Below are 19,491 nucleotides of genomic sequence, written 5' to 3'. Positions count from 1 at the left end.
AGATCGCGGTCGAACGACCGCTCCCACAGCAGACACAAGACCAGGATGAACGGACTCTACTCGTCCTTGTTGCCACCCTTGCTGCGCAAACGGTCCACCTCGGCAGAGAACTCGGAAATATCCTGGAAACTGCGGTATACGGAGGCGAAACGGACATAGGCCACATCGTCCAGCTGCTGCAGCTCTTCCATCACGAATTCACCCAGCTCCCGGGCCGGCAGCTCCCGCTCACCCGTGGCCCGCAGACGATGGCAAACCCGGCTGATCGCCGCTTCCAGATCTTCCATGCTCACTGGCCGCTTCTCCAGCGCCCGCAACATCCCGGCGCGCAGCTTGGCCTCATCAAACGGCTGGCGAGTGCCGTCGGACTTCACCAATCGGGGCATCACCAACTCAGCGGTCTCGAACGTGGTAAAACGCTCATTACAGCTCAAACACTCCCGCCGCCGACGCACCTGCCCACCATCGGCAACCAGACGGGAATCAATCACCTTGGTGTCCTGGGCTGAGCAGAATGGGCAATACATACAAACCTCAGTGAATAGTTAACAGTGAACAGTTAATAGCGAAACACCCATTATCTTCGACTTTTTGTCGTTTTGATAATGGCTATCAGCAACCGCAACAGCTCGCGACAATCTGCCTGCAAAGAATCACCTGCAAGCTCATTGAAGTAACCCGAGTCCGACAACAGATCAATCCAGTAATCCGTTTCGTTGGCCTCTTTCAAGGCAATGTGCATCTTATGAATAAAATCATCCCGACTCTCGGCATACTCCGCCTCTCTCACCAGAGCGCCAATGGACGTTCCGCTGCGCAGCAACTGCTTACTGAGCACATATTCCTTCTTTACCGTTTGCAGATACTGGAAACTTTTTACTACCCGCAACGCAAAAGCGCGGGATTTCTCCCGCGCCACGAACCGGTCCGTCATCCATGACCCCCGTTTTTTCTGCTTTTAGCTGTTAACTTTTCACTGTTAACTGTTCACTAATCTCAGCGCTCGTAAACCGGCAACCGCGCACAAATTTCCTTCACCTTACCCTTAACAGCGTCAATCACAGACTCATCGCCCATATTGTCGAGGATGTCGCAAATCCAGCCGGCCAGCGCTTTGGCGTCAGCTTCGTTGAAGCCGCGACGGGTGATGGACGGGGAGCCGATGCGCAGGCCGGAGGTGACGAACGGGGAACGCGGGTCGTTGGGCACGGCGTTCTTGTTCACGGTGATGTTGGCACGGCCCAGGGCAGCGTCGGCATCTTTACCGGTGATGTCCTGCTTGATCAGGCTGAGCAGGAACAGGTGGTTCTCGGTGCCGTTGGAGACCACGTCAAAACCCCGCTCGATGAACACGCCGGCCATGGCCTGGGCGTTCTTGACGACCTGCTCCTGGTAGCCCTTGAAGTCAGACTGCATGGCTTCCTTGAAACAGATCGCCTTGGCGGCAATCACGTGCTCCAGCGGGCCACCCTGACCACCAGGGAAAACCGCAGAATTGATCTTCTTCTGAATCTCTTCGTTGGCCTTGCCCATGATCAGGCCACCACGGGGACCGCCCAGGGTCTTGTGGGTGGTGGTGGTGGTGATATCGGCAATGCCCACCGGGCTCGGGTACACACCCGCAGCGACCAGACCGGCCACGTGGGCCATGTCCACCAGCAGGATCGCGCCCACTTCGTCGGCAATGTCACGGAAACGCTGCCAGTCCACCACTTGCGAGTACGCAGAGAAACCGGCCACGATCATCTTCGGCTTGTGCTCACGGGCCAGGCTTTCTACCTGCGCGTAATCGATCAGGCCGGTCTCGTTGTCCAGGCCATACTGGATGGCGTTGTAGGTCTTGCCGGAGAAGTTAGGCTTGGCACCGTGGGTCAGGTGACCACCCGCGTCCAGGCTCATGCCCAGCACGGTATCGCCCGCCTGCAGGACGGCCATGTAGACCGCGGCATTGGCCTGGGAACCGGAGTGCGGCTGCACGTTGGCCCAATCGGCCCCGAACAGTTCACAGGCACGGTCGATCGCCAGCTGCTCAACCACGTCCACATTCTCGCAACCACCGTAGTAGCGCTTGCCCGGGTAGCCTTCGGCGTACTTGTTGGTCAGTACGGAGCCCTGGGCTTCCATGACCCGCGGGGAGGCATAGTTTTCAGAGGCAATCAGCTCGATGTGCTCTTCCTGACGGACTTCCTCGGCCTTGATGGCGGCCTGGATTTCAGGATCAAACTCGGCGATGGACATGGATTTCGGGAACATGGGCTACCCTACGCAGTCATTGGTGGATTCAGGGGCGCGTATTCTAACCAAAACCGGCCATAAAGACACATGAAGACGCCTCATGGGCTGATGCCTCGGGCTCAAGACATCCACTCCAACTAAACAGCGTTCACCAGCCCCCTGAAAAAAACCGGAGGTAACCAAGCCAATCTCCGGCCCCTTAAACAGATAAGCGGCCTCGAGGGCCTCTTATCTGTACGCTTCACTACCTCAGCGCGGACTAGAACAACCCGGTACCCGACGAGCTGGTACCGCCCGTGGCGCCCGTGCCCGGATTATTCCCGCCACTCTGCGCTTGCCCCGTATACTCAAAACTCAGGGTTAAATCCGCATCACCCTTGGAGATGATAAATGGCAACCCCAACTCTTCCACCAGCACCTGCCGGCTGGCCTCCGTCAGTCTTACCGTGGCCTTGACGGTTGAGTCCTGTTTCCGGTTATCCGTATCCAGCCCCAGGGAAGCAGGCGTCAGACCCGAAAGGGAAAGCACGGCTTCACCCATGGTCTCGCCTGCCGGCACCGTTACCGTCTGCTCCTGCACATCAAAAGGCAGATCGGTACCCACCAGCGTTACGAGGAAAGACAAAGGCACCGACAACGGGATGCTGATTTTGACACCGGCCTTCACCTCACCGGCAAAATCCCCGTTGGATTCAAATTCAAACGCCCGATCCCTGGTGGAAATCACCACGCCGTCGTTATCGGTAATCACGACGGTTTCTGACAACGTATCGCCATTTTCAGGGGAACCATAGTCACCGTATCCTTCAGGAATGCCTGACAAGACCGTGGTTTGGAAATGCAGGCGTTTGGAATACTCACTCTCCTCGTCATCGATCACGTTGACCATGAAATGACGTGAATCGTAGTAATCGCTGAAGGTACCCACGGCCCGGTCCGGCATGGAAAAATCCTCTCCGTCCACCGCCGGGTGAAGATCATCGAGGCCAACAACCATATTGCTCATGGCGACCAGGACATCACTATTGTTGGAACTGTAGCTGACCCGAACCGGGAAGCCGTCGCCCCCCCCTTCGACAAACTCGTACCCATTGTTATTGGCTATAAGAGAAACGCGTACTTTCGTCGTTGTCGTATTGAGCACGGTCAAGTCCAGTGGGATATTTCCGCCGGCAAAGCCGGCAGGCGGACTGATGACCAGCTCACCGGTGGAATAATCGGGCAGTACATAACCGTCTTCCTCGGTATTCAGGTAAATCTTCGCGGTTTGCTCCCCCGCAGGGATCACCAGCTCAGAATCACCGGAAATCGGCCTCAGAACCCCATCCTCCGCAACCAGAAAACGGGCAGCGGACTCCCCGCTCAAGGAGAGCGGGAATGCCAGATCAGCCTGCGCAGGCTGGTCCAGCGACAACAGATACAGCAGGTCACTTCCCTCATTCAATGCATCAGCAGAAAATGCCTCGCCGTATTGATCCTGCACGTCCAGGGCATACGCGGTGGGCGCCAGCCCGGAAGGCACATCGTTGTCTTCAATGCGGGCATAGGCGACTGCTGCAGTCCGGTCGTCGGGGTAATACAACCCATACAGGGAACCTACCGCCACTTTGACAGTACGATCAGGGTCCAGCCAGGGATTGTCGAGGGTAGGCACATGCGCCACTGCAACCTTGTCACCGGCCCCGAAAGAGACTCTGAACTCGCCTGCAAAACGGCTAAAGGCATGAGAGCCATACCCGCCATACAATGAAAAATTCATGTCCGGGGCCCTGGTGACATCACCTGCAAGCAACATGTCATTGGGGTGATAGTCATAACCCGGCAGCGCAGTCACAACTCCATCACGATCATCCATGCCGAGATAAAGATGAGCCGTACCGGATACCTGTGCAGGGCGATCCAGCGTCACCGTCACCTCAATGCTTTCCCCTTCGATGACATCAGTGACCGAGACGGATTCCAGTACCGGGCGGTCTTCATCATAAATAGAGCTCGACAGGGTGTAGGTAGTGCCCCCGGACATAAACAGCGCCTGCTCACCGGTGGTCAGCGTCATGCCAAACCGCTTGTATCGCGTCTCTTCCTCATCGTCAGGCAGCGTTGTGATGCGCAATTCTACGGACGGCTGGTCCTTGCTCAGGGTCACCGTGCCGCCTGACGCGCCAGACAGCGTAAAGTCTTCACCCTCTGTAGCGACCGAATCACCAGAACCATTGAACACGTAGCTCAGCTCAACCGGCTCCTCCGGGGCATTGATCAGCTTGATCGGTACCACCCACTCATTGCCGGCAGCAGGAGGGTTGCCTTCCCACATAGAGTAGAGCTGGAACCCACCATCGAGGCGGTACCCTCTGCTGGCCTCCACCACGATGGTCGGCTCTGTTATCTCCCGGTTCAGAGTCAACGTGGCCCCATCACTGCCACACAGATCAACGCCACGGAGCCCGCTTTCGCGAATCTCGCCGTTCTCCGTCACGGCAAGCGTTGTCACTTCCGGCACCACTGCCACCGACTCTCCGTCACCACTAATAAAAAGAATGTCGGTGGGCTCATCCGGAATATCGGTATACACCAGCTGACCGTCGCTGCTGCCCCGGTAGGCGTCGTCCATGTCAAAGCGGGCATTGGACAAACGCAACATGCCATTGATAGCGAAATTCTCGCCCGCCGGGTTTTTGACATAGATACGGCCACTGCAGGCATCAACCACATTCGCGTAGGCCACGTTGAAGTGACTGAGGTGGGTGGTCGCCACATACACCTTGAGACGACCTTCCGCGTTCTCATGCACCGCGTAGCGACCCATGTACTGCCAGCTGGCGCCATCATCGGAGCGGGTCCAAACCGGTACCAGATCGCCAGGCAGGATGTCATTTCCTGTGTTCGGGTCAACACTGCCAGCTGGCAATTCAATTTCGACCGTGATCGGGCTGGCAGGGTTAACCGAGCTGACTTTCTTTCCTGCCGCATCGGTAATAACGACCTGGGTATTGCCCAGACTCTGCAGCTGAATTTTGGATTTTTCACCAACCGGTTGCGACAGCAGTCCATCCGCCTCCAGATCTGCCAGGTTGGTCACTGACACCACCCCTGTCTGCTGAATCACCCCGGTTTTGTTCACTTCGCCGGCGGGGGTTGCCACCGTGGTCACGGTGACGGATGCGGTATCCAGCTCGGTCCCTTCATCGTTATAGGCCACCAGTTCCGGTGACAGGTACACCGCCGATGAAGGCTTGTTGGACGACTCCGCCTCGGTCACAAAGGCGACCACGACAGCAGGAGACGCTGCAGCAGCATCCTGGCCCGGCAACACGGTGACCGTCTTGCTCGCCAGCGTGGCGGTTTCCTGTTTTACCGACAGCGTTTCACTGCCGGCCAGTGACACCAGGGCTACCTCAAGCGTATTACTGCCAAAGCCGGTGATCTCGAATTTCTTGCTGACCCCCAGATACTGGTCAAACCCTTCAAACTTCAGCGTTACCTTGATTGGCACATCCGGAATGCCGTTGTTGTCCTCATCGGCGGGCAAGGTCACCGCGCCCACATTCAACACACCCGACACCACCTGATACTGGCTTTGCCCGAACACACCGGCACTGTCTTCCAGCACGGTCACGGTACCAGAGGTGGTGACCGGGTTGCCGTCGGTATCAACGACCTGAACCACTAACGCGACGGGGTCCACTGCCACCGCTGGGATGTCGACCTCAATACTTTCCTGAACCAGCGGCGCCGTGCCCGTATTGCCCCCTGCACCACCAGAGGAACCCCCGCCCCCGCCACAGCCTGACAACCCCACGGCCAACACCGCACCCCCGACAATCAATACCCGTTTATCAAACAACACAACTATCTCCTTGTGTGCGAGCATCCCCTGCACACTGATGTGGCATCTTTCATTCCATTGAGCCTGCCCAGAGTCACAACCCGCCCGTACCCGCCTTGCGGCAAGCCAGAAAAAGGACAGTCACGACGGTTGTCACCTTGATCACAGATTCAGCGCATGCCCTCAAAAAAGACGAGGGACATCAGAACAATAGGAAAACGATCCAACGACACGCATCCCCCATATGAGGTACGCAAGAAAAGGTTTTGGCATTATCTTCCGGGGAAATAAGCCGAAAGAACCAACAAGAACTAAAAAAATCAAACTTTTGCGCGACCCCAGGCGCCACAAAGAGCCCCCCTTGACCCCATCGCAAACCCGACCATGCCGCCCCGGCAGTCCAACCCGGGAGCCGCCGGGGTTCTTTCATCTTTCCCCCCTTTCCGTTAGCTTAGGCGCCATTCCGCCGGGGTCCGCGCGCCCCGCACACTTAACGACACTGCGGTCGGAGTTTATGAGCCAGTACATCTTCACCATGGACAAGGTGGGCAAGGTTGTCCCGCCGAAGAAGCACATCCTCAAAGACATTTCCCTGTCGTTCTTCCCCGGCGCCAAGATCGGCGTGCTGGGCCTGAACGGGTCGGGTAAATCCACCCTGCTCAAGATCATGGCCGGGGTGGACAAGGATTTCCTGGGTGAAGCACGGCCGCAGCCGGGCACCAACATTGGTTACCTGCCCCAGGAGCCGGAACTGGACCCGAACAAAAACGTCCGTGAAATCGTGGAAGAGGCCCTGTCCGAGATCCTGGAGGCACAGCAACGCCTGGAAGAGGTGTATGCCGCCTATGCCGAGGAAGACGCGGATTTTGACAAGCTGGCCGCCGAGCAGGCCCGGCTCGAAGCCATCATTGAAACCAGTGACGCCCATAACCTGGAGCGCAAACTGGAGATCGCCGCCGACGCCCTGCGTCTGCCGCCGTGGGACGCCAGCGTCAAGAACCTGTCCGGGGGGGAGCGCCGCCGGGTGGCCCTGTGCCGCCTGATCATGAGCGCCCCGGACATGCTGCTGCTGGACGAACCGACCAACCATCTGGATGCTGAATCCGTAGCCTGGCTGGAGCGTTTCCTGCACGAATTCCCCGGCACCGTGGTGGCAGTAACCCACGACCGTTACTTCCTCGATAACTCCTGTGAGTGGATTCTGGAACTGGACCGCGGTGAAGGGATTCCCTGGAAGGGTAACTATTCCTCCTGGCTGGAGCAGAAAGAGCAGCGTCTGGAGCAGGAAGCCAAGAGCGAATCCGCCCACCGCAAGACAGTGGAAAAGGAACTGGAGTGGGTGCGCCAGAACCCGAAAGGCCGGCGCGCCAAGAACAAGGCCCGTGTGGCGGCGTTCGAGGAACTGGCCAGTCAGGAATTCCAGAAGCGCAACGAGACCCAGGAACTGTATATCCCGCCCGGCGAGCGTCTCGGTGAGCAGGTCTTTGAGCTGAACGGGGTGGCCAAGGAATTCGACCACAAACTGCTCTACGAAGACCTGAGCTTCAAGGTGCCACGCGGCGCCATCGTCGGCATCATCGGCCCCAACGGGGCCGGTAAGACCACCCTGTTCCGCATGCTGGCGGGCCAGGAAACCCCGGACAAGGGCGAAATCACCACCGGTGAAACTGTGCAGATGGCCTACGTGGATCAGAGCCGCGAAGACCTGGAAGGCAAGAAGACCGTGTGGGAAGAAGTGTCCGACGGCAACGATATCCTGCGCATCGGCAACTACGAAGTCCCCAGCCGTGCCTATCTGGGCCGCTTCAACTTCAAGGGCGGCGACCAGCAGAAGCGGGTCGGCGACCTGTCCGGTGGTGAGCGCAACCGTCTGCACCTGGCCAAACTGCTCAAGCAGGGCGCCAATGTGCTGCTGCTCGATGAGCCCACCAACGATCTGGACGTGGAAACCCTGCGGGCTCTGGAAGAAGCCCTGCTGGCATTCCCCGGCTGTGCCATTGTCATTTCTCACGATCGCTGGTTCCTGGACCGTGTCGCCACCCACATCCTTTCCTTTGAAGGGGATGCTAAAGTGGAGTGGTTCGAAGGCTCCTATACTGAGTACGAAGAGTTCAAGCGCAAGCAGCTGGGCGACGAAGCCTTGCAACCCAAGCGCATGAAGTACAAGCGGATCGACGTCTGATCCGTAGTCCCGGGCAGGGCCTCAAGGTGACGACAAGGAACGCACCACATGAATGAACGGCGCCGAGCCGGCCGCATCGATTTCGACGGAGAGGCGGTGCTGCTGTTTCAGCAGGACCGTCATGATGTTGAGCTCCAGGACATCTCCATTTCCGGGGCACGAGTGATCTGCACCACGCCACTCGCGCTCCCGGACGACGGCCCGGTAACGCTGGAAATCGCTTTTGATGACAGCGACCTGACCCTGACCCTCCCAGGCCGGGTGATTCGCCAGGCCGCCATGGAGGTAGGCATTCACTTCGAGCGCCCCAGTGTCGATGCCATGCAGCACTTGCGCCGCCTTGTCGCCTTGCATCAGGGCGACGACGGCGAAGACGATCCTGCCTCGATGCTAAACGAGGGCTAGTCTTGGATATCGAAGCACCAGACTTTCTTGCCCGCCTGCAGCAGGGAGACAACGCAGCCTTCGCAGAACTGGTGCAGCATCAACACCACCGTCTGCTCGCCACGGCGCGCAGCATGTTGTCCCACGCCGATGCCGAAGAAGCGGTGCAGGATGCCTGGATTGCCATTCATCGTGCGATTGGCGAGTTCGAGGGGCGTAGCCAGCTACGCACCTGGCTGACCCGCATCGTCATCAATCAGGCGCGTATGATGCTACGCAAGCAAGGCCGGGAAATTCAGTTTGATCCCAGCAGCGAAGAGGACCCACTGGCACACCGCTTTCGTGAAGGCGGCCACTGGCAGGATGGCCCCAGGCATTGGGACCTGGACGGCCCGGACGCTCTGCTAACCCGGGATGAACTGCGCCAGTGCATGGCAAAGTGCCTTGAGCGCATGCCGGAAAGCCAGCGACTGGTGCTGGAATTGCGTGATCTGCAAGGCATGGATTTTGATGCTATCTGTAACATGCTGGATGTCAGCGCATCCAATGTCCGTGTGCTGTTGCACCGGGCACGGGCCCGATTGTTTGAACTGGTTGATCATTTTCAGGAGACAGGCGAATGCTGAAGTGCAAGGAGGTCGTTGAAAAAGCGGACGCCCTCGTGGATGGCACCCCGCTCCATTGGCGGGAACGTGTCGCCCTGCGCCTGCATTTACTGATGTGCCACCACTGTCGGCGCTATGTGCGTCAGCTGGGCGCCCTGGTCACCTCCCTTCATAAACCGGCGGCACCGCCAGCCAGCGATGAACAGGTCGATCGCATTATGCGTAACCTGGACCAGGCCCCCTGAAACTCACGCCGCCTTCACATCGGCTGACGTCTTCTACCCAGGCAATGCAATTCTTATCATTCCCGCCCCGCCGCCATAGCACCTACCCTGTTTTGCCCCAACGCCCGCGGCAACAGGGTACGCTGTTTTAGCCATTCACCAGCCAGGGAGAGCGCTCGATGCGTGAAGATGTTCAGGAGTATTACGGCAAGCAACTGCAATCCAGCCAGGACCTGCAGACCAATGCCTGTTGTGACCAGGCGCCCCCCGAACACCTGAAACCCCTGCTTGCCCGTCTGCATGACGAAGTCGTCAGCCGCTACTATGGCTGCGGACTGGTGGCCCCCGAACAACTTCAGGGGATGCGCATTCTGGATCTGGGTTCCGGCTCCGGCCGCGATGTGTACCTGCTGTCTGCACTGGTCGGAGAGCAGGGCGAAGTCGTCGGCGTCGACATGACCGACGAACAACTGGAGGTCGCTCGCCGCCATCAGGATTACCATCGTGACGCATTCGGTTACAGCAACAGCAATGTGCGTTTTTTAAAAGGCTATATTGAAGCGCTCGACACCCTGGATCTGGAAGACGGCTATTTTGATATCGTCATCTCCAACTGTGTAATCAACCTGAGCACCGACAAGGAAAAAGTCCTCAGGGATGTGAAACGCTTGCTCAAACCAGGCGGCGAGTTTTATTTTTCTGACGTCTATGCTGACCGACGGGTACCTGCCGCACTGGTAAATGATCCCGTACTCTACGGGGAGTGCCTTTCCGGCGCGCTCTACTGGAACGACTTTATCAACCTTGGCAAACGCTGCGGCTTTGCCGATCCGCGCCTGGTGGAATCTCGTCGCCTCACCATCGAAAACCCGGCCATTGAGAGAAAGCTTGGCCGCATTCGCTTTTACTCCGCCACCTACCGCTTGTTTAACATCGACAACCTAGAGCCTGCCTGCGAAGACTACGGCCAGGCAGTGATCTACAAGGGCACCCTGGAAAACTGCCCGCATGCCTTCATGCTCGACGAGCATCACATTATCGAAACCGGCAAAGTTTTCCCGGTCTGCGGCAACACCTGGCTCATGCTGGAACAAAGCCGTTTTGCGGAACACTTCAACTTTATCGGACACTTCGATACGCACTACGGCATCTTTGAAGGCTGCGGATTGAATGTCCCTTTTGAGGACAATGAAGATAGCGGCGCGGCCAGCTGCTGCTGAATCGCCATGCGAGCATGACTTCTACTAACCAAGGACGCCCCATGAACCTCAAAAAAGCGCTGTTACTTGTCATCATCGCCGCGCTCGTTGCCAGCTACTTTATCTTCGATCTGGGGCAGTTTTTTAGCCTGGAGTATCTGAAAGAGCAGCAAGGTGCCTTTGATGCCCTGTATGCCGACAACCCCGCGCTGGTGCTGGGGGCGTTTTTTGCCGTTTACGTCGCGGTAACGGCTCTGAGCCTGCCTGGCGCCGCCATCATGACCCTCGCCGCCGGCGCCCTGTTCGGTTTTGCCGTTGCGTTGGTGCTGGTGTCATTTGCCTCTTCCATTGGCGCCACCCTGGCCTTTCTGGCCTCCCGTTTTCTGTTCAGGGATACCGTGCAGCAACGCTTCGGCGAACGCCTGAAAAAAATCAATCAGGGCATCGAAAAGGAAGGCGCCTTTTACCTTTTCACCCTGCGGCTGGTGCCTGCCTTTCCGTTCTTTGTAATCAACCTGGTCATGGGGCTTACCCCCATCAAGACACGCACATTTTACTGGGTCAGCCAAACCGGCATGCTGGCCGGCACCGCTGTGTACGTGAATGCGGGCACCCAGCTTGGGCAAATAGACAGCCTTGGCGGCCTGCTTTCTCCACAACTCTTGGGCGCCTTTGTCCTGCTCGGGATGTTCCCGTGGATCGCCAAGGCCATCATGGCACGGTTGCAAGCCCGCAAGGTTTACGCCGGCTGGCGCAAACCCACAACCTTTGACCGTAATCTGATCGTCATTGGTGCCGGCTCCGCAGGCCTGGTGAGTGCCTACATTGCCGCCATGGTAAAAGCGAGAGTTACCCTGATCGAGAAACACAAGATGGGCGGCGACTGCCTCAATACTGGCTGCGTTCCCTCCAAAGCGCTGATCAAAAGCGCCCGGGTCGCCTACCACGATAAACAGGCAGACCAATACGGTTTTGACAGCATCACCAGCCAGTTTCAGTTCCGTCGTCTGATGACACGGGTACACAAGGTCATCGAGACAATCGAACCCCACGATTCCGTGGAGCGCTATACCGAACTGGGGGTGGACTGCCGCCAGGGAGAAGCGCGCCTTGTCTCCCCGTGGGAAGTGGAAATCCGCAACGGCGATCAGGTCGAAACACTCACCGCCCGTAGCATCATTATCGCCACCGGCGCCCGCCCCTTTGTGCCGCCCATCCCCGGCATCGAAGAGATGGACATTCTTACCTCCGACAACCTGTGGCAGCTAGAGGAACAACCCAAGCGCCTTCTGGTACTGGGTGGCGGCCCCATCGGTTGCGAGCTTGCACAGACTTTTGCGCGACTGGGCAGCGATGTCACCCAGGTGGAAATGCTGCCTCGACTGATGATCCGTGAGGACGAGGAAGCCAGCCAGATCGTGACCCGCTCTCTGCAGGACAGTGGCGTCACCGTGCTGACCAATCATAAGGCCGTGCGCTTCTGCCACGACAATGGCGAGAAGGTTCTATACGTGGAGCAGGATGGCCAGGAAAGCGCCCTGCCCTTCGATCAGGTGCTGGTGGCCGTTGGCCGCAAAGCCAACACCGACGGACTGGGCCTCGATGCCCTTCAGCTGCCCACCGACACCAATGGCACCCTCCAGACCAACGAGCGACTGCAAAGCCGCTACCCGAATATTTATGCCTGCGGCGATGTGGCTGGCCCTTACCAGTTCACCCATACCGCCTCTCACCAGGCCTGGTATGCCGCGGTGAACGCCCTGTTTGGTTTCCTGAAAAGCTTCAAGGTGGATTACCGCGTGATCCCCTGGTGCACCTTTACCGACCCCGAGGTGGCTCGTGTGGGGATCAATGAGCAGGAAGCGAAAGAACAGGGCATCGCGTACGAGGTCACCCGCTACGGCATTGACGATCTGGATCGCGCCATCGCCGACAGCGCCGCCGAAGGCTATGTAAAAGTGCTGACCGCCAAAGGCAGCGACAAGATTCTCGGGGTTACCATTGTTGGCCAGCACGCCGGTGAGCTGATTGCCGAGTATGTGCTGGCCATGAAACACGGACTGGGCCTGAACAAGATCCTTGGCACCATTCACATCTACCCGACCATGGCAGAGGCCAACAAATTCGCCGCCGGCGAGTGGAAAAAGGCCCGCAAGCCGGAGGGACTACTACGCTGGGTGGAGCGGCTGCATACCCTGCGACGCTGACCTCACAAAATTGACAATGCTTCTCATTCACATTACGGTGCGCGACCTGCTTTTCCATTCACGCCATTCAGGAGAGTTTCATGCTCCTTTCGCGCCGTATTGGCCTGTCGCTGTCACTACTTCCCCTTGCCGCCCCCACCCTGGTACTCGCCGAAACCGATGCCAACACTCTGAGTCCGGTCACGGTCACCGCCACCCGGGCTCAGACTACGACCGATGAAACACCGCAGAAGGTGCTTATCATCAGCCGTGACGAAATCGAGCAACAACTGGCCATCAGCCAGGATCCCGGACAGGTTCTCAGCAATCTGATTCCTTCTTATTCTCCCAGCCGTCAGAAACTCTCCAATGCAGGCGAAAGCTTTCGTGGCCGCTCGCCGCTGTTCATGATTGATGGCGTGCCCCAGAGCAATCCTCTGCGCGACAGTGCACGCGATAGCTATACGATTGACCTGTCCATGGTCGAGCGCATCGAAGTCATTTATGGCGCCAGCGCCGAACATGGCCTGGGAGCCACCGGCGGCATCATCAATTTTGTCACCCGCCGGGCCGATGCCGGCACACTGAATCAAAGCGTGGGCATCAGCCTGAACTCAGACGATGACTTCGATACCGACGGTCAGGGTCACAAGATCCACTATCGTGTGGATGGCCAGCATGGCGACTGGGATTATCTGCTAGCCGGATCGCAACAGAAGCGCGGTGTGTTCTATGACGGCAACGATGAACTTGTCGGCATCGCGTACCCCGGCGAACTCCAGAACAGCACCAGTTACGACCTTATGGGACGTATCGGCTATTGGCTTGATGACAACCAGAACATCGAGCTCATGCTCAATCACTTTGAACTGGAAGGGGAAGAGGGTTATGTGCCCGTTGCTGGCGACCGGGACAACGGCATCCCAACCACCGCTCGCAAGGGACAACAGGATGGCAACCCCGGCTATAACGACGTGACCACCGCCAACCTGAGCTATAGCCACGCCAACTGGTTCAATAACAAGGTTGATGTTCAGCTATATACCCAGCGTTTTCGGGCACAGTTTGCCACCACCCCGTTCTTCCCTTATCCCGACGGTAGTGGCGGCACCCGCTACGACCAGACGCGCAATCAATCAGACAAGGTTGGCGCCAAGTTCACCCTCACTCGCAACGGCCTGCTCAACAATCGACTGGGGCTGACCACTGGCCTGGACCTGCTACAGGATGAGACCCAGCAGGACCTTGTGCACACCGGTCGCACCTATGTACCGGAAACCCAGTACCGCAATTACGCCCCCTTCCTGCAAGGGCGCTATACCATGACAGACAAACTCAACCTGAATGCCGGGGTGCGTTACGAATACGCCAAGCTCAATGTGGACACCTACTCCACCATTGATCGCAGCAACGTTACCCAGGACAACGTGGTGGTTCAGGGAGGGAGCCCGGACTTTAATGAAACCCTGTACAACGCCGGCCTGGTCTACCAGCTGACGGGCTGGGCCCAGTTGTATGCCACCTATTCGGAAGGCTTCGGCATGCCGGATGTAGGACGTGTACTGCGCGGCATCAGCACCCCGGGGCAGAATGTCGACACCCTGCTGCAGATCCAGCCCATCGTCACTGACAACCGTGAAATCGGCGGCCGCTTCAATTGGGAGCGATACGGCTTCGAACTAAGCTACTATGAATCCGACTCCGATCTGGGCGAACGACTCACCTTCAACAGTGCCACGGGCACCTGGGAAGGGAGCCGTGAAAGAACGGAGATTCAGGGTGTGGAACTCAGTGGCCATGTTCAGATCCATGCCGCCCACCGCGTAAAAATGTCCTATACCCACGAACAAGGCGAGTCTGACACCACCGGCAACGGGGTGGTCGACACCGAACTCAATGGTCTCAGCGTTGCGCCAGACACCCTGCAACTGGGGTGGGATGCCGCCTGGAACAGCAAGCTCGCCAGCCACCTGCAAGCCAGTCATTTCTTCAGCCGAGGCTTCGATGACCCTGATCTGGACTTTGACGGTTATACCCTGGTGGACGCCATGATCAGCTACCAGCTGCCCGCAGGCCAGATTGATCTGGGCATCGAGAACCTGACAGACGAAGACTACTTCACCTACTACTCGCAGGCAGCCCGTGCCAGTGATGACTATAACTTCAAGGGACGGGGGCGCACCTATACAGTGGGCTACAATCTGGACTTCTAAGGAACCCCTGAATAACTCCCTGCACGGGCAGTCCGCTGCCCGTGCCACCCCAAGAAAATGAATGCTATTCGTCCGCAATCTCGTTTCGAGATTGACAATCATTCCCCTCAACCCTAGCTTTCACGGCCTTGTTTTTACATTCCTTACATAAGGAGAGCTGCCGTGCTCCGTTTTCGCCGTTTTGGCCTGCCTGTTTCTCTGCTGACACTTGCCGTCTCCCCTCTTGCCCTGGCCGAGGAAGACGCCCACGAACTGGGTGCCATTACCGTTTCTGCCACCCGCGCCAACAGCGAAGCGGGCAAGACTTCCCAGAAGATCACGGTCATTACCCGCGATCAGATCGAAGAACAGCTACGCATGACCTCGGATCAATCCCAGGTTTTGAGTAACCTGATCCCGTCCTACACGCCCAGCCGTCAGAAATTGAGTAATTCCGGTGAGACGTTCCGGGGGCGTAACCCCCTGTTCCTGATCGACGGTATCCCGCAATCCAATCCCCTGCGTGACGGCTCCCGTGACGGCTACACCATTGATCTGTCCATGGTCGATCGTATCGAAGTCATTTATGGTGCCAGCGCCGAGCAGGGTCTCGGTGCCACCGGCGGCATCATCAACTTCGTGACCCGCCGCCCCGAGTCCGGCAGCCTGAATCAGCACGTAGGCGTTCAAATGACCGCGCCCACTGACGACATCAAGTCCGACAGCCTGAGCTACAAGGTGGATTACCGGGTTGATGGCACCAAGGGCAACTGGGATTACCTGCTGGGCCTGAGCTATATCGATCGAGGCATGTTCTACGATGCTGATGGCGAACTTATCGGGGTAGACAATACCCAGGGCGATATCATGAACAGCGAAAGCCATGACATCTTCCTGAAACTGGGTTACTGGCTCAGCGACGAGCAGAACATTGAGCTCAGCATCAACCGTTTTGCCCTGGAAGGAAAACATGATTATGTGGGCGTGCCCGGCGACTGGGCTGCGGGTATCCCGACAACGTCGGTAGAAGGCGACCCGGAAGGCGACCCTGCCATGAACGAAGTGCTCACCGCAGGACTCAGCTACACCCACAGTAATCTGGGAGGCAATCACTTTACCGCCCAGCTTTACAGCCAGAGCTTCAAGGCCCGCTACGGCGGCGGCGTCTTTGCCACCTTCCAGGACCCGGCCTACGGAACGAATGTCTACGACCAGTCCCAGAACGAATCCGATAAAGTCGGCGGCAAGCTGACCCTGTCCCGTGACGGCATGTTTGATAACCGCCTGAAGCTGACCACCGGCCTGGACCTGCTGCAGGACGAGACCACCCAGATCCTGGCGCAAACCAATCGTGAGTGGGTCCCGGAAACCCAGTTCCGCAACATTGCCCCCTTCCTGCAGGCGGAAGTCAGCCCCATGCAACAGCTGACCCTGAATGCCGGCGTGCGTTATGAATACGCGAAACTCAACGTGGACGATTTCACTACCCTGGCCTCCTACGGTAGCCAGCAGGTAGAAGGCGGCAACCCGGACTTCGACGAAACCCTGTTCAACTACGGCCTGGTATTCCAGGCCACGGAAAACGCCCAACTGTTTGCCAACTATTCTGAAGGCTTCGGCATGCCCGATGTGGGCCGGGTGCTGCGCGGCATCAACCAGCCGAACCAGAGTGTTGACGACTTCCTCGACCTGCAGCCGATTGTGACCGACAACACCGAAATCGGTATCCGCCTGCATAACGGCAGCGCCCACTTCGAAATCAGCCACTTCAGCTCCGATTCCGACTTGGGGCAACGCCTGCAGAACAACGGCGGGATCTTTGAAGTCAGCCGTGAGCGCACCGAAATCCAGGGCATCGAGGCCGATGCCGGTTGGCAGATCAACCCTGTGCACTACCTGAACGCCTCCTACGCCCACATCAGCGGCAAATTCGACAGCGATGACGACGGCACGGTGGACACCCGACTGGACGGCCGCAATATCGCCCCGGACAGCTTCCAGCTGCGCTGGCATGCCAAGTGGACCAGCAAGCTGGATACCCAGCTCCAGGGAACCCACTACTTCAACAAGGATTTTGAAGGCGATACCAATGACTTCACCGCCTATCAGCTGGTCGACCTGTCACTGGGTTATACCCTGCCCAAAGGCCAGATCACCGCAGGCATCGAAAACCTGTTGAACGAAGACTATTTCAGCTACTTCTCACAAACCGCCACCACCCGCGACGACCAGAACTTCAAGGGACGTGGCCGCACCGTAACACTGGGCTACAATCTGGACTTCTGATCTGGCCCATTGTCTCAACACGGGCAGCCATTGGCTGCCCGTGTTGTTTGAGGACCCACACTGTTCATGCGTCACACGCTATTTGTTCTGCACAAATACACCGGACTGATCACCGGCCTACTGCTAGTGGTGATCGGCCTGAGCGGCAGCCTGCTGGTCTTTCATGACGGGCTGGATGAAATACTCAATCCGCAACTCATGACCACCGGCGACACTCCACTCCCACTCAACGACATCATCGAACGAGCGGAAGCCGAAATGGGACGTCGCGCCCTGCGTATAGAACCGGCACAGGACCCTGGCAGCCCGCATACCTTGCGCTTCTTCGCGCCTCCCGGCGAACCCGGCCCCATTCAGGTCAGCGTCTCACCCTACAGCGGCGAGATTCTGGCCGTGCGAACCTGGGGAGACTACGCCATGACCTGGATCTACAGCCTTCATTACACCCTGCTGTCCGGCCATACCGGCGAGATTGTCGTGGGGGTTATGGGCCTCTGTCTGCTGGGCTTCTGCCTGACCGGCCTTTACCTCTGGTGGCCGACGGGCCGTCGCAAGGGGAAATGGCGACGGAATCTGACGATCAAACGTGATGGCGGAGCCTACCGGCTGCATTTCGACTTACACCAGGTGACCGGGATCTATCTGCTCCCGGTGCTGTTGGCGGTGGCCTTTTCCGGCGTGACACTGGTGTTTCCCGATCAGGTCGCAGCACTGGTGCGCACCGTGCTGCCCATGGACGAACGCCCTTTCCCGCCCTCCCGCCTGCCGGACGATCCCGACACGCCATCCATTAGCCCCCAGGCATCACTGGATATGGCTCGCACCGTGTTCCCGGACGCCACCCTTACCCGACTTAACCTCCCCCGCAATGAAACCGGCAGTTACTGGCTGGCCTTCAACCGGGCCGGTGAACCCTGGCAGGATTATGGTGCCAGCGGGATCTGGGTCGATCAGTACAGTGGCGAGATTCTGGCCATCTGGGATGCACCGGAAGTCGCCGCTGGAAGCCAGTTCATGACCTGGCAATTTCCGCTACATAATGGCGACGCGCTGGGCCTCCCCGGTCGCATTTTGGTGCTGGTCAGTGGCCTGACCCCCTTACTGTTCTTTATCACCGGAACCTATATGTGGTGGCAAAAACGGCAACTGCGTTTGCAGGCCCAACGGCGCAAACAGGCTCGCCGACCGACACCTTGACGCCATCGCCATTGCCCAACATGCTGTGCATGCATTCACACCCTCAGGGAGCACAGCATGCAGCAATGGATCGGCGGACTCGTTATCGCCCTGCTCACCCTTACCCACCCAGCCATGGCCTTTGACCATACCGCCTGGGATCAACTGCTTGGCAAGCATGTTCAACCCCTGCGAGGCGGTGTTGCCACCGCCGTTGACTACAACGGCATGGCCGCCGACCGGCAACAACTGAACACCTATCTTGAACAGTTGTCCTCAGTTTCCGCTGCCGATTTCCAGGCATTCAGCCGGGATGAGCAACTGGCCTTCCTGGTCAACGCCTACAATGCTTTCACCGTCGAGCTGATCCTGCTCGAAAACCAGCCTGCATCCATCCGCGATATTGGCAGCTTTTTGTCCGGCCCCTGGGACAAGGATTTTTTCACCTTGTTGGGCGAGCCACGCACCCTGGATGAAGTGGAACACGACATGATTCGCGGCAACCCGGCACTGATGGACCCGCGCATCCACTTCGCCGTGAACTGCGCCTCCATCGGCTGCCCCGCCCTGCGCCCGCAAGCCTACACCGCAGACCAGCTGGACGCTCAACTGGAAGACAGTGCCAACCAGTTTCTCAGCGACAAACAACGCAACCGGTTCAACGCCGACAAAAACGCCTTGGAAGTATCGAAAATTTTTGATTGGTACGAAGAAGATTTCGAAAACGCCGCCGGCAGCCTGGCAGAATACCTGCTGCCCTACGCCGATAAACTAGGGGTACCGGAAGAAAAACGGCAGTTGATGAAAAATGATGACATCACCATCCGCCACCTGGACTACAACTGGAAGTTGAACAAACAATAGCGGGACGCCCTGCGCGCGTTCCTTCGCTCAACACGTTGAGCCTCCTGCAAAACATCCCTCTTTCACCTGCCTCGGGAGGGTTTTCAAGGTTTTAGCTATTAATTATTCACTGTTAACTATTAACTGCTCTTA

14 protein-coding genes are annotated in these 19,491 nt (G+C 57.9%); 10 read left to right on the top strand and 4 right to left on the bottom strand.

Annotated features, from left to right (window positions below):
• Positions 1 to 56: 56 nt before the first annotated feature.
• The 4 genes from nrdR to A15D_RS16060 all read right to left on the bottom strand — a co-directional run bounded on the left by nrdR (position 57) and on the right by A15D_RS16060 (position 6,082).
• Complete coding sequence (nrdR, locus tag A15D_RS16075; RefSeq protein ID WP_102792768.1) at positions 57 to 527, bottom strand: transcriptional regulator NrdR; 471 nt, start codon at positions 525 to 527, stop codon at positions 57 to 59.
• A 50-nt stretch (positions 528 to 577) separates the two neighbouring features.
• Positions 578 to 934 (bottom strand): four helix bundle protein, encoded by a 357-nt coding sequence (locus A15D_RS16070; protein ID WP_102792767.1) that lies wholly within the window; start codon positions 932 to 934, stop codon positions 578 to 580.
• A 62-nt stretch (positions 935 to 996) separates the two neighbouring features.
• Positions 997 to 2,253, bottom strand: coding sequence for a serine hydroxymethyltransferase (gene glyA, locus A15D_RS16065; protein WP_102792766.1), 1,257 nt, complete (start codon positions 2,251 to 2,253; stop codon positions 997 to 999).
• Between the two features lie 241 nt (positions 2,254 to 2,494).
• Positions 2,495 to 6,082 (bottom strand): hypothetical protein, encoded by a 3,588-nt coding sequence (locus A15D_RS16060; protein WP_102792765.1) that lies wholly within the window; start codon positions 6,080 to 6,082, stop codon positions 2,495 to 2,497.
• Between the two features lie 493 nt (positions 6,083 to 6,575).
• Between A15D_RS16060 and ettA the strand changes: the two genes are divergently transcribed.
• From ettA to A15D_RS16010, 10 genes are all read left to right on the top strand, one after another.
• On the top strand, positions 6,576 to 8,243 hold the full coding sequence (ettA, locus tag A15D_RS16055) for an energy-dependent translational throttle protein EttA (RefSeq protein ID WP_022983780.1): 1,668 nt from the start codon (positions 6,576 to 6,578) through the stop codon (positions 8,241 to 8,243).
• Between the two features lie 48 nt (positions 8,244 to 8,291).
• A complete protein-coding gene (locus A15D_RS16050; protein WP_102792764.1) occupies positions 8,292 to 8,648 on the top strand; it encodes a PilZ domain-containing protein in 357 nt (118 codons plus the stop codon).
• Between the two features lie 2 nt (positions 8,649 to 8,650).
• Positions 8,651 to 9,253 (top strand): RNA polymerase sigma factor, encoded by a 603-nt coding sequence (locus tag A15D_RS16045; RefSeq protein WP_102792763.1) that lies wholly within the window; start codon positions 8,651 to 8,653, stop codon positions 9,251 to 9,253.
• Entirely contained in the window at positions 9,247 to 9,477 is a 231-nt protein-coding gene (locus A15D_RS16040) for a zf-HC2 domain-containing protein (protein ID WP_102792762.1), read from the top strand. The genes A15D_RS16045 and A15D_RS16040 overlap by 7 nt, the downstream gene beginning before the upstream one ends.
• 158 nt (positions 9,478 to 9,635) lie before the next feature.
• A complete protein-coding gene (locus A15D_RS16035; RefSeq protein WP_102792761.1) occupies positions 9,636 to 10,676 on the top strand; it encodes a methyltransferase domain-containing protein in 1,041 nt (346 codons plus the stop codon).
• 41 nt (positions 10,677 to 10,717) lie between these two features.
• Positions 10,718 to 12,862 carry a dihydrolipoyl dehydrogenase gene (gene lpdA / locus A15D_RS16030; RefSeq protein WP_102792760.1) on the top strand — a complete coding sequence of 715 codons (2,145 nt, stop codon included), beginning with the start codon at positions 10,718 to 10,720 and terminating at the stop codon, positions 12,860 to 12,862.
• An 80-nt stretch (positions 12,863 to 12,942) separates the two neighbouring features.
• Positions 12,943 to 15,054 (top strand): TonB-dependent receptor, encoded by a 2,112-nt coding sequence (locus A15D_RS16025; protein WP_102792759.1) that lies wholly within the window; start codon positions 12,943 to 12,945, stop codon positions 15,052 to 15,054.
• 162 nt (positions 15,055 to 15,216) lie between these two features.
• Positions 15,217 to 17,319 (top strand): TonB-dependent receptor, encoded by a 2,103-nt coding sequence (locus A15D_RS16020; RefSeq protein ID WP_102792758.1) that lies wholly within the window; start codon positions 15,217 to 15,219, stop codon positions 17,317 to 17,319.
• 66 nt (positions 17,320 to 17,385) lie between these two features.
• Positions 17,386 to 18,516, top strand: a complete 1,131-nt coding sequence (locus tag A15D_RS16015; protein ID WP_102792757.1) for a PepSY domain-containing protein — start codon at positions 17,386 to 17,388, stop codon at positions 18,514 to 18,516.
• A gap of 57 nt (positions 18,517 to 18,573) precedes the next feature.
• Positions 18,574 to 19,359 (top strand): DUF547 domain-containing protein, encoded by a 786-nt coding sequence (locus tag A15D_RS16010; RefSeq protein WP_102792756.1) that lies wholly within the window; start codon positions 18,574 to 18,576, stop codon positions 19,357 to 19,359.
• The last annotated feature ends 132 nt before the right edge of the window (positions 19,360 to 19,491 follow it).

Source organism: Alcanivorax sp. MD8A (assembly GCF_002888555.1).
In the GTDB taxonomy this organism is placed as follows: Bacteria; Pseudomonadota; Gammaproteobacteria; order Pseudomonadales; family Alcanivoracaceae; genus Alcanivorax.
This window is presented reverse-complemented; position numbering and strand designations above follow the sequence as displayed.

Excerpts from the sequence above, each read along its gene's own strand:
- nrdR (WP_102792768.1), bottom strand. The coding sequence starts at position 527 with ATGTATTGCCCATTCTGCTCAGCCCAGGACACCAAGGTGATTGATTCC.
- A15D_RS16070 (WP_102792767.1), bottom strand. The coding sequence starts at position 934 with ATGACGGACCGGTTCGTGGCGCGGGAGAAATCCCGCGCTTTTGCGTTG.
- glyA (WP_102792766.1), bottom strand. The coding sequence starts at position 2,253 with ATGTTCCCGAAATCCATGTCCATCGCCGAGTTTGATCCTGAAATCCAG.
- ettA (WP_022983780.1), top strand. The coding sequence starts at position 6,576 with ATGAGCCAGTACATCTTCACCATGGACAAGGTGGGCAAGGTTGTCCCG.
- A15D_RS16050 (WP_102792764.1), top strand. The coding sequence starts at position 8,292 with ATGAATGAACGGCGCCGAGCCGGCCGCATCGATTTCGACGGAGAGGCG.
- A15D_RS16040 (WP_102792762.1), top strand. The coding sequence starts at position 9,247 with ATGCTGAAGTGCAAGGAGGTCGTTGAAAAAGCGGACGCCCTCGTGGAT.
- A15D_RS16035 (WP_102792761.1), top strand. The coding sequence starts at position 9,636 with ATGCGTGAAGATGTTCAGGAGTATTACGGCAAGCAACTGCAATCCAGC.
- lpdA (WP_102792760.1), top strand. The coding sequence starts at position 10,718 with ATGAACCTCAAAAAAGCGCTGTTACTTGTCATCATCGCCGCGCTCGTT.
- A15D_RS16025 (WP_102792759.1), top strand. The coding sequence starts at position 12,943 with ATGCTCCTTTCGCGCCGTATTGGCCTGTCGCTGTCACTACTTCCCCTT.
- A15D_RS16015 (WP_102792757.1), top strand. The coding sequence starts at position 17,386 with ATGCGTCACACGCTATTTGTTCTGCACAAATACACCGGACTGATCACC.
- A15D_RS16010 (WP_102792756.1), top strand. The coding sequence starts at position 18,574 with ATGCAGCAATGGATCGGCGGACTCGTTATCGCCCTGCTCACCCTTACC.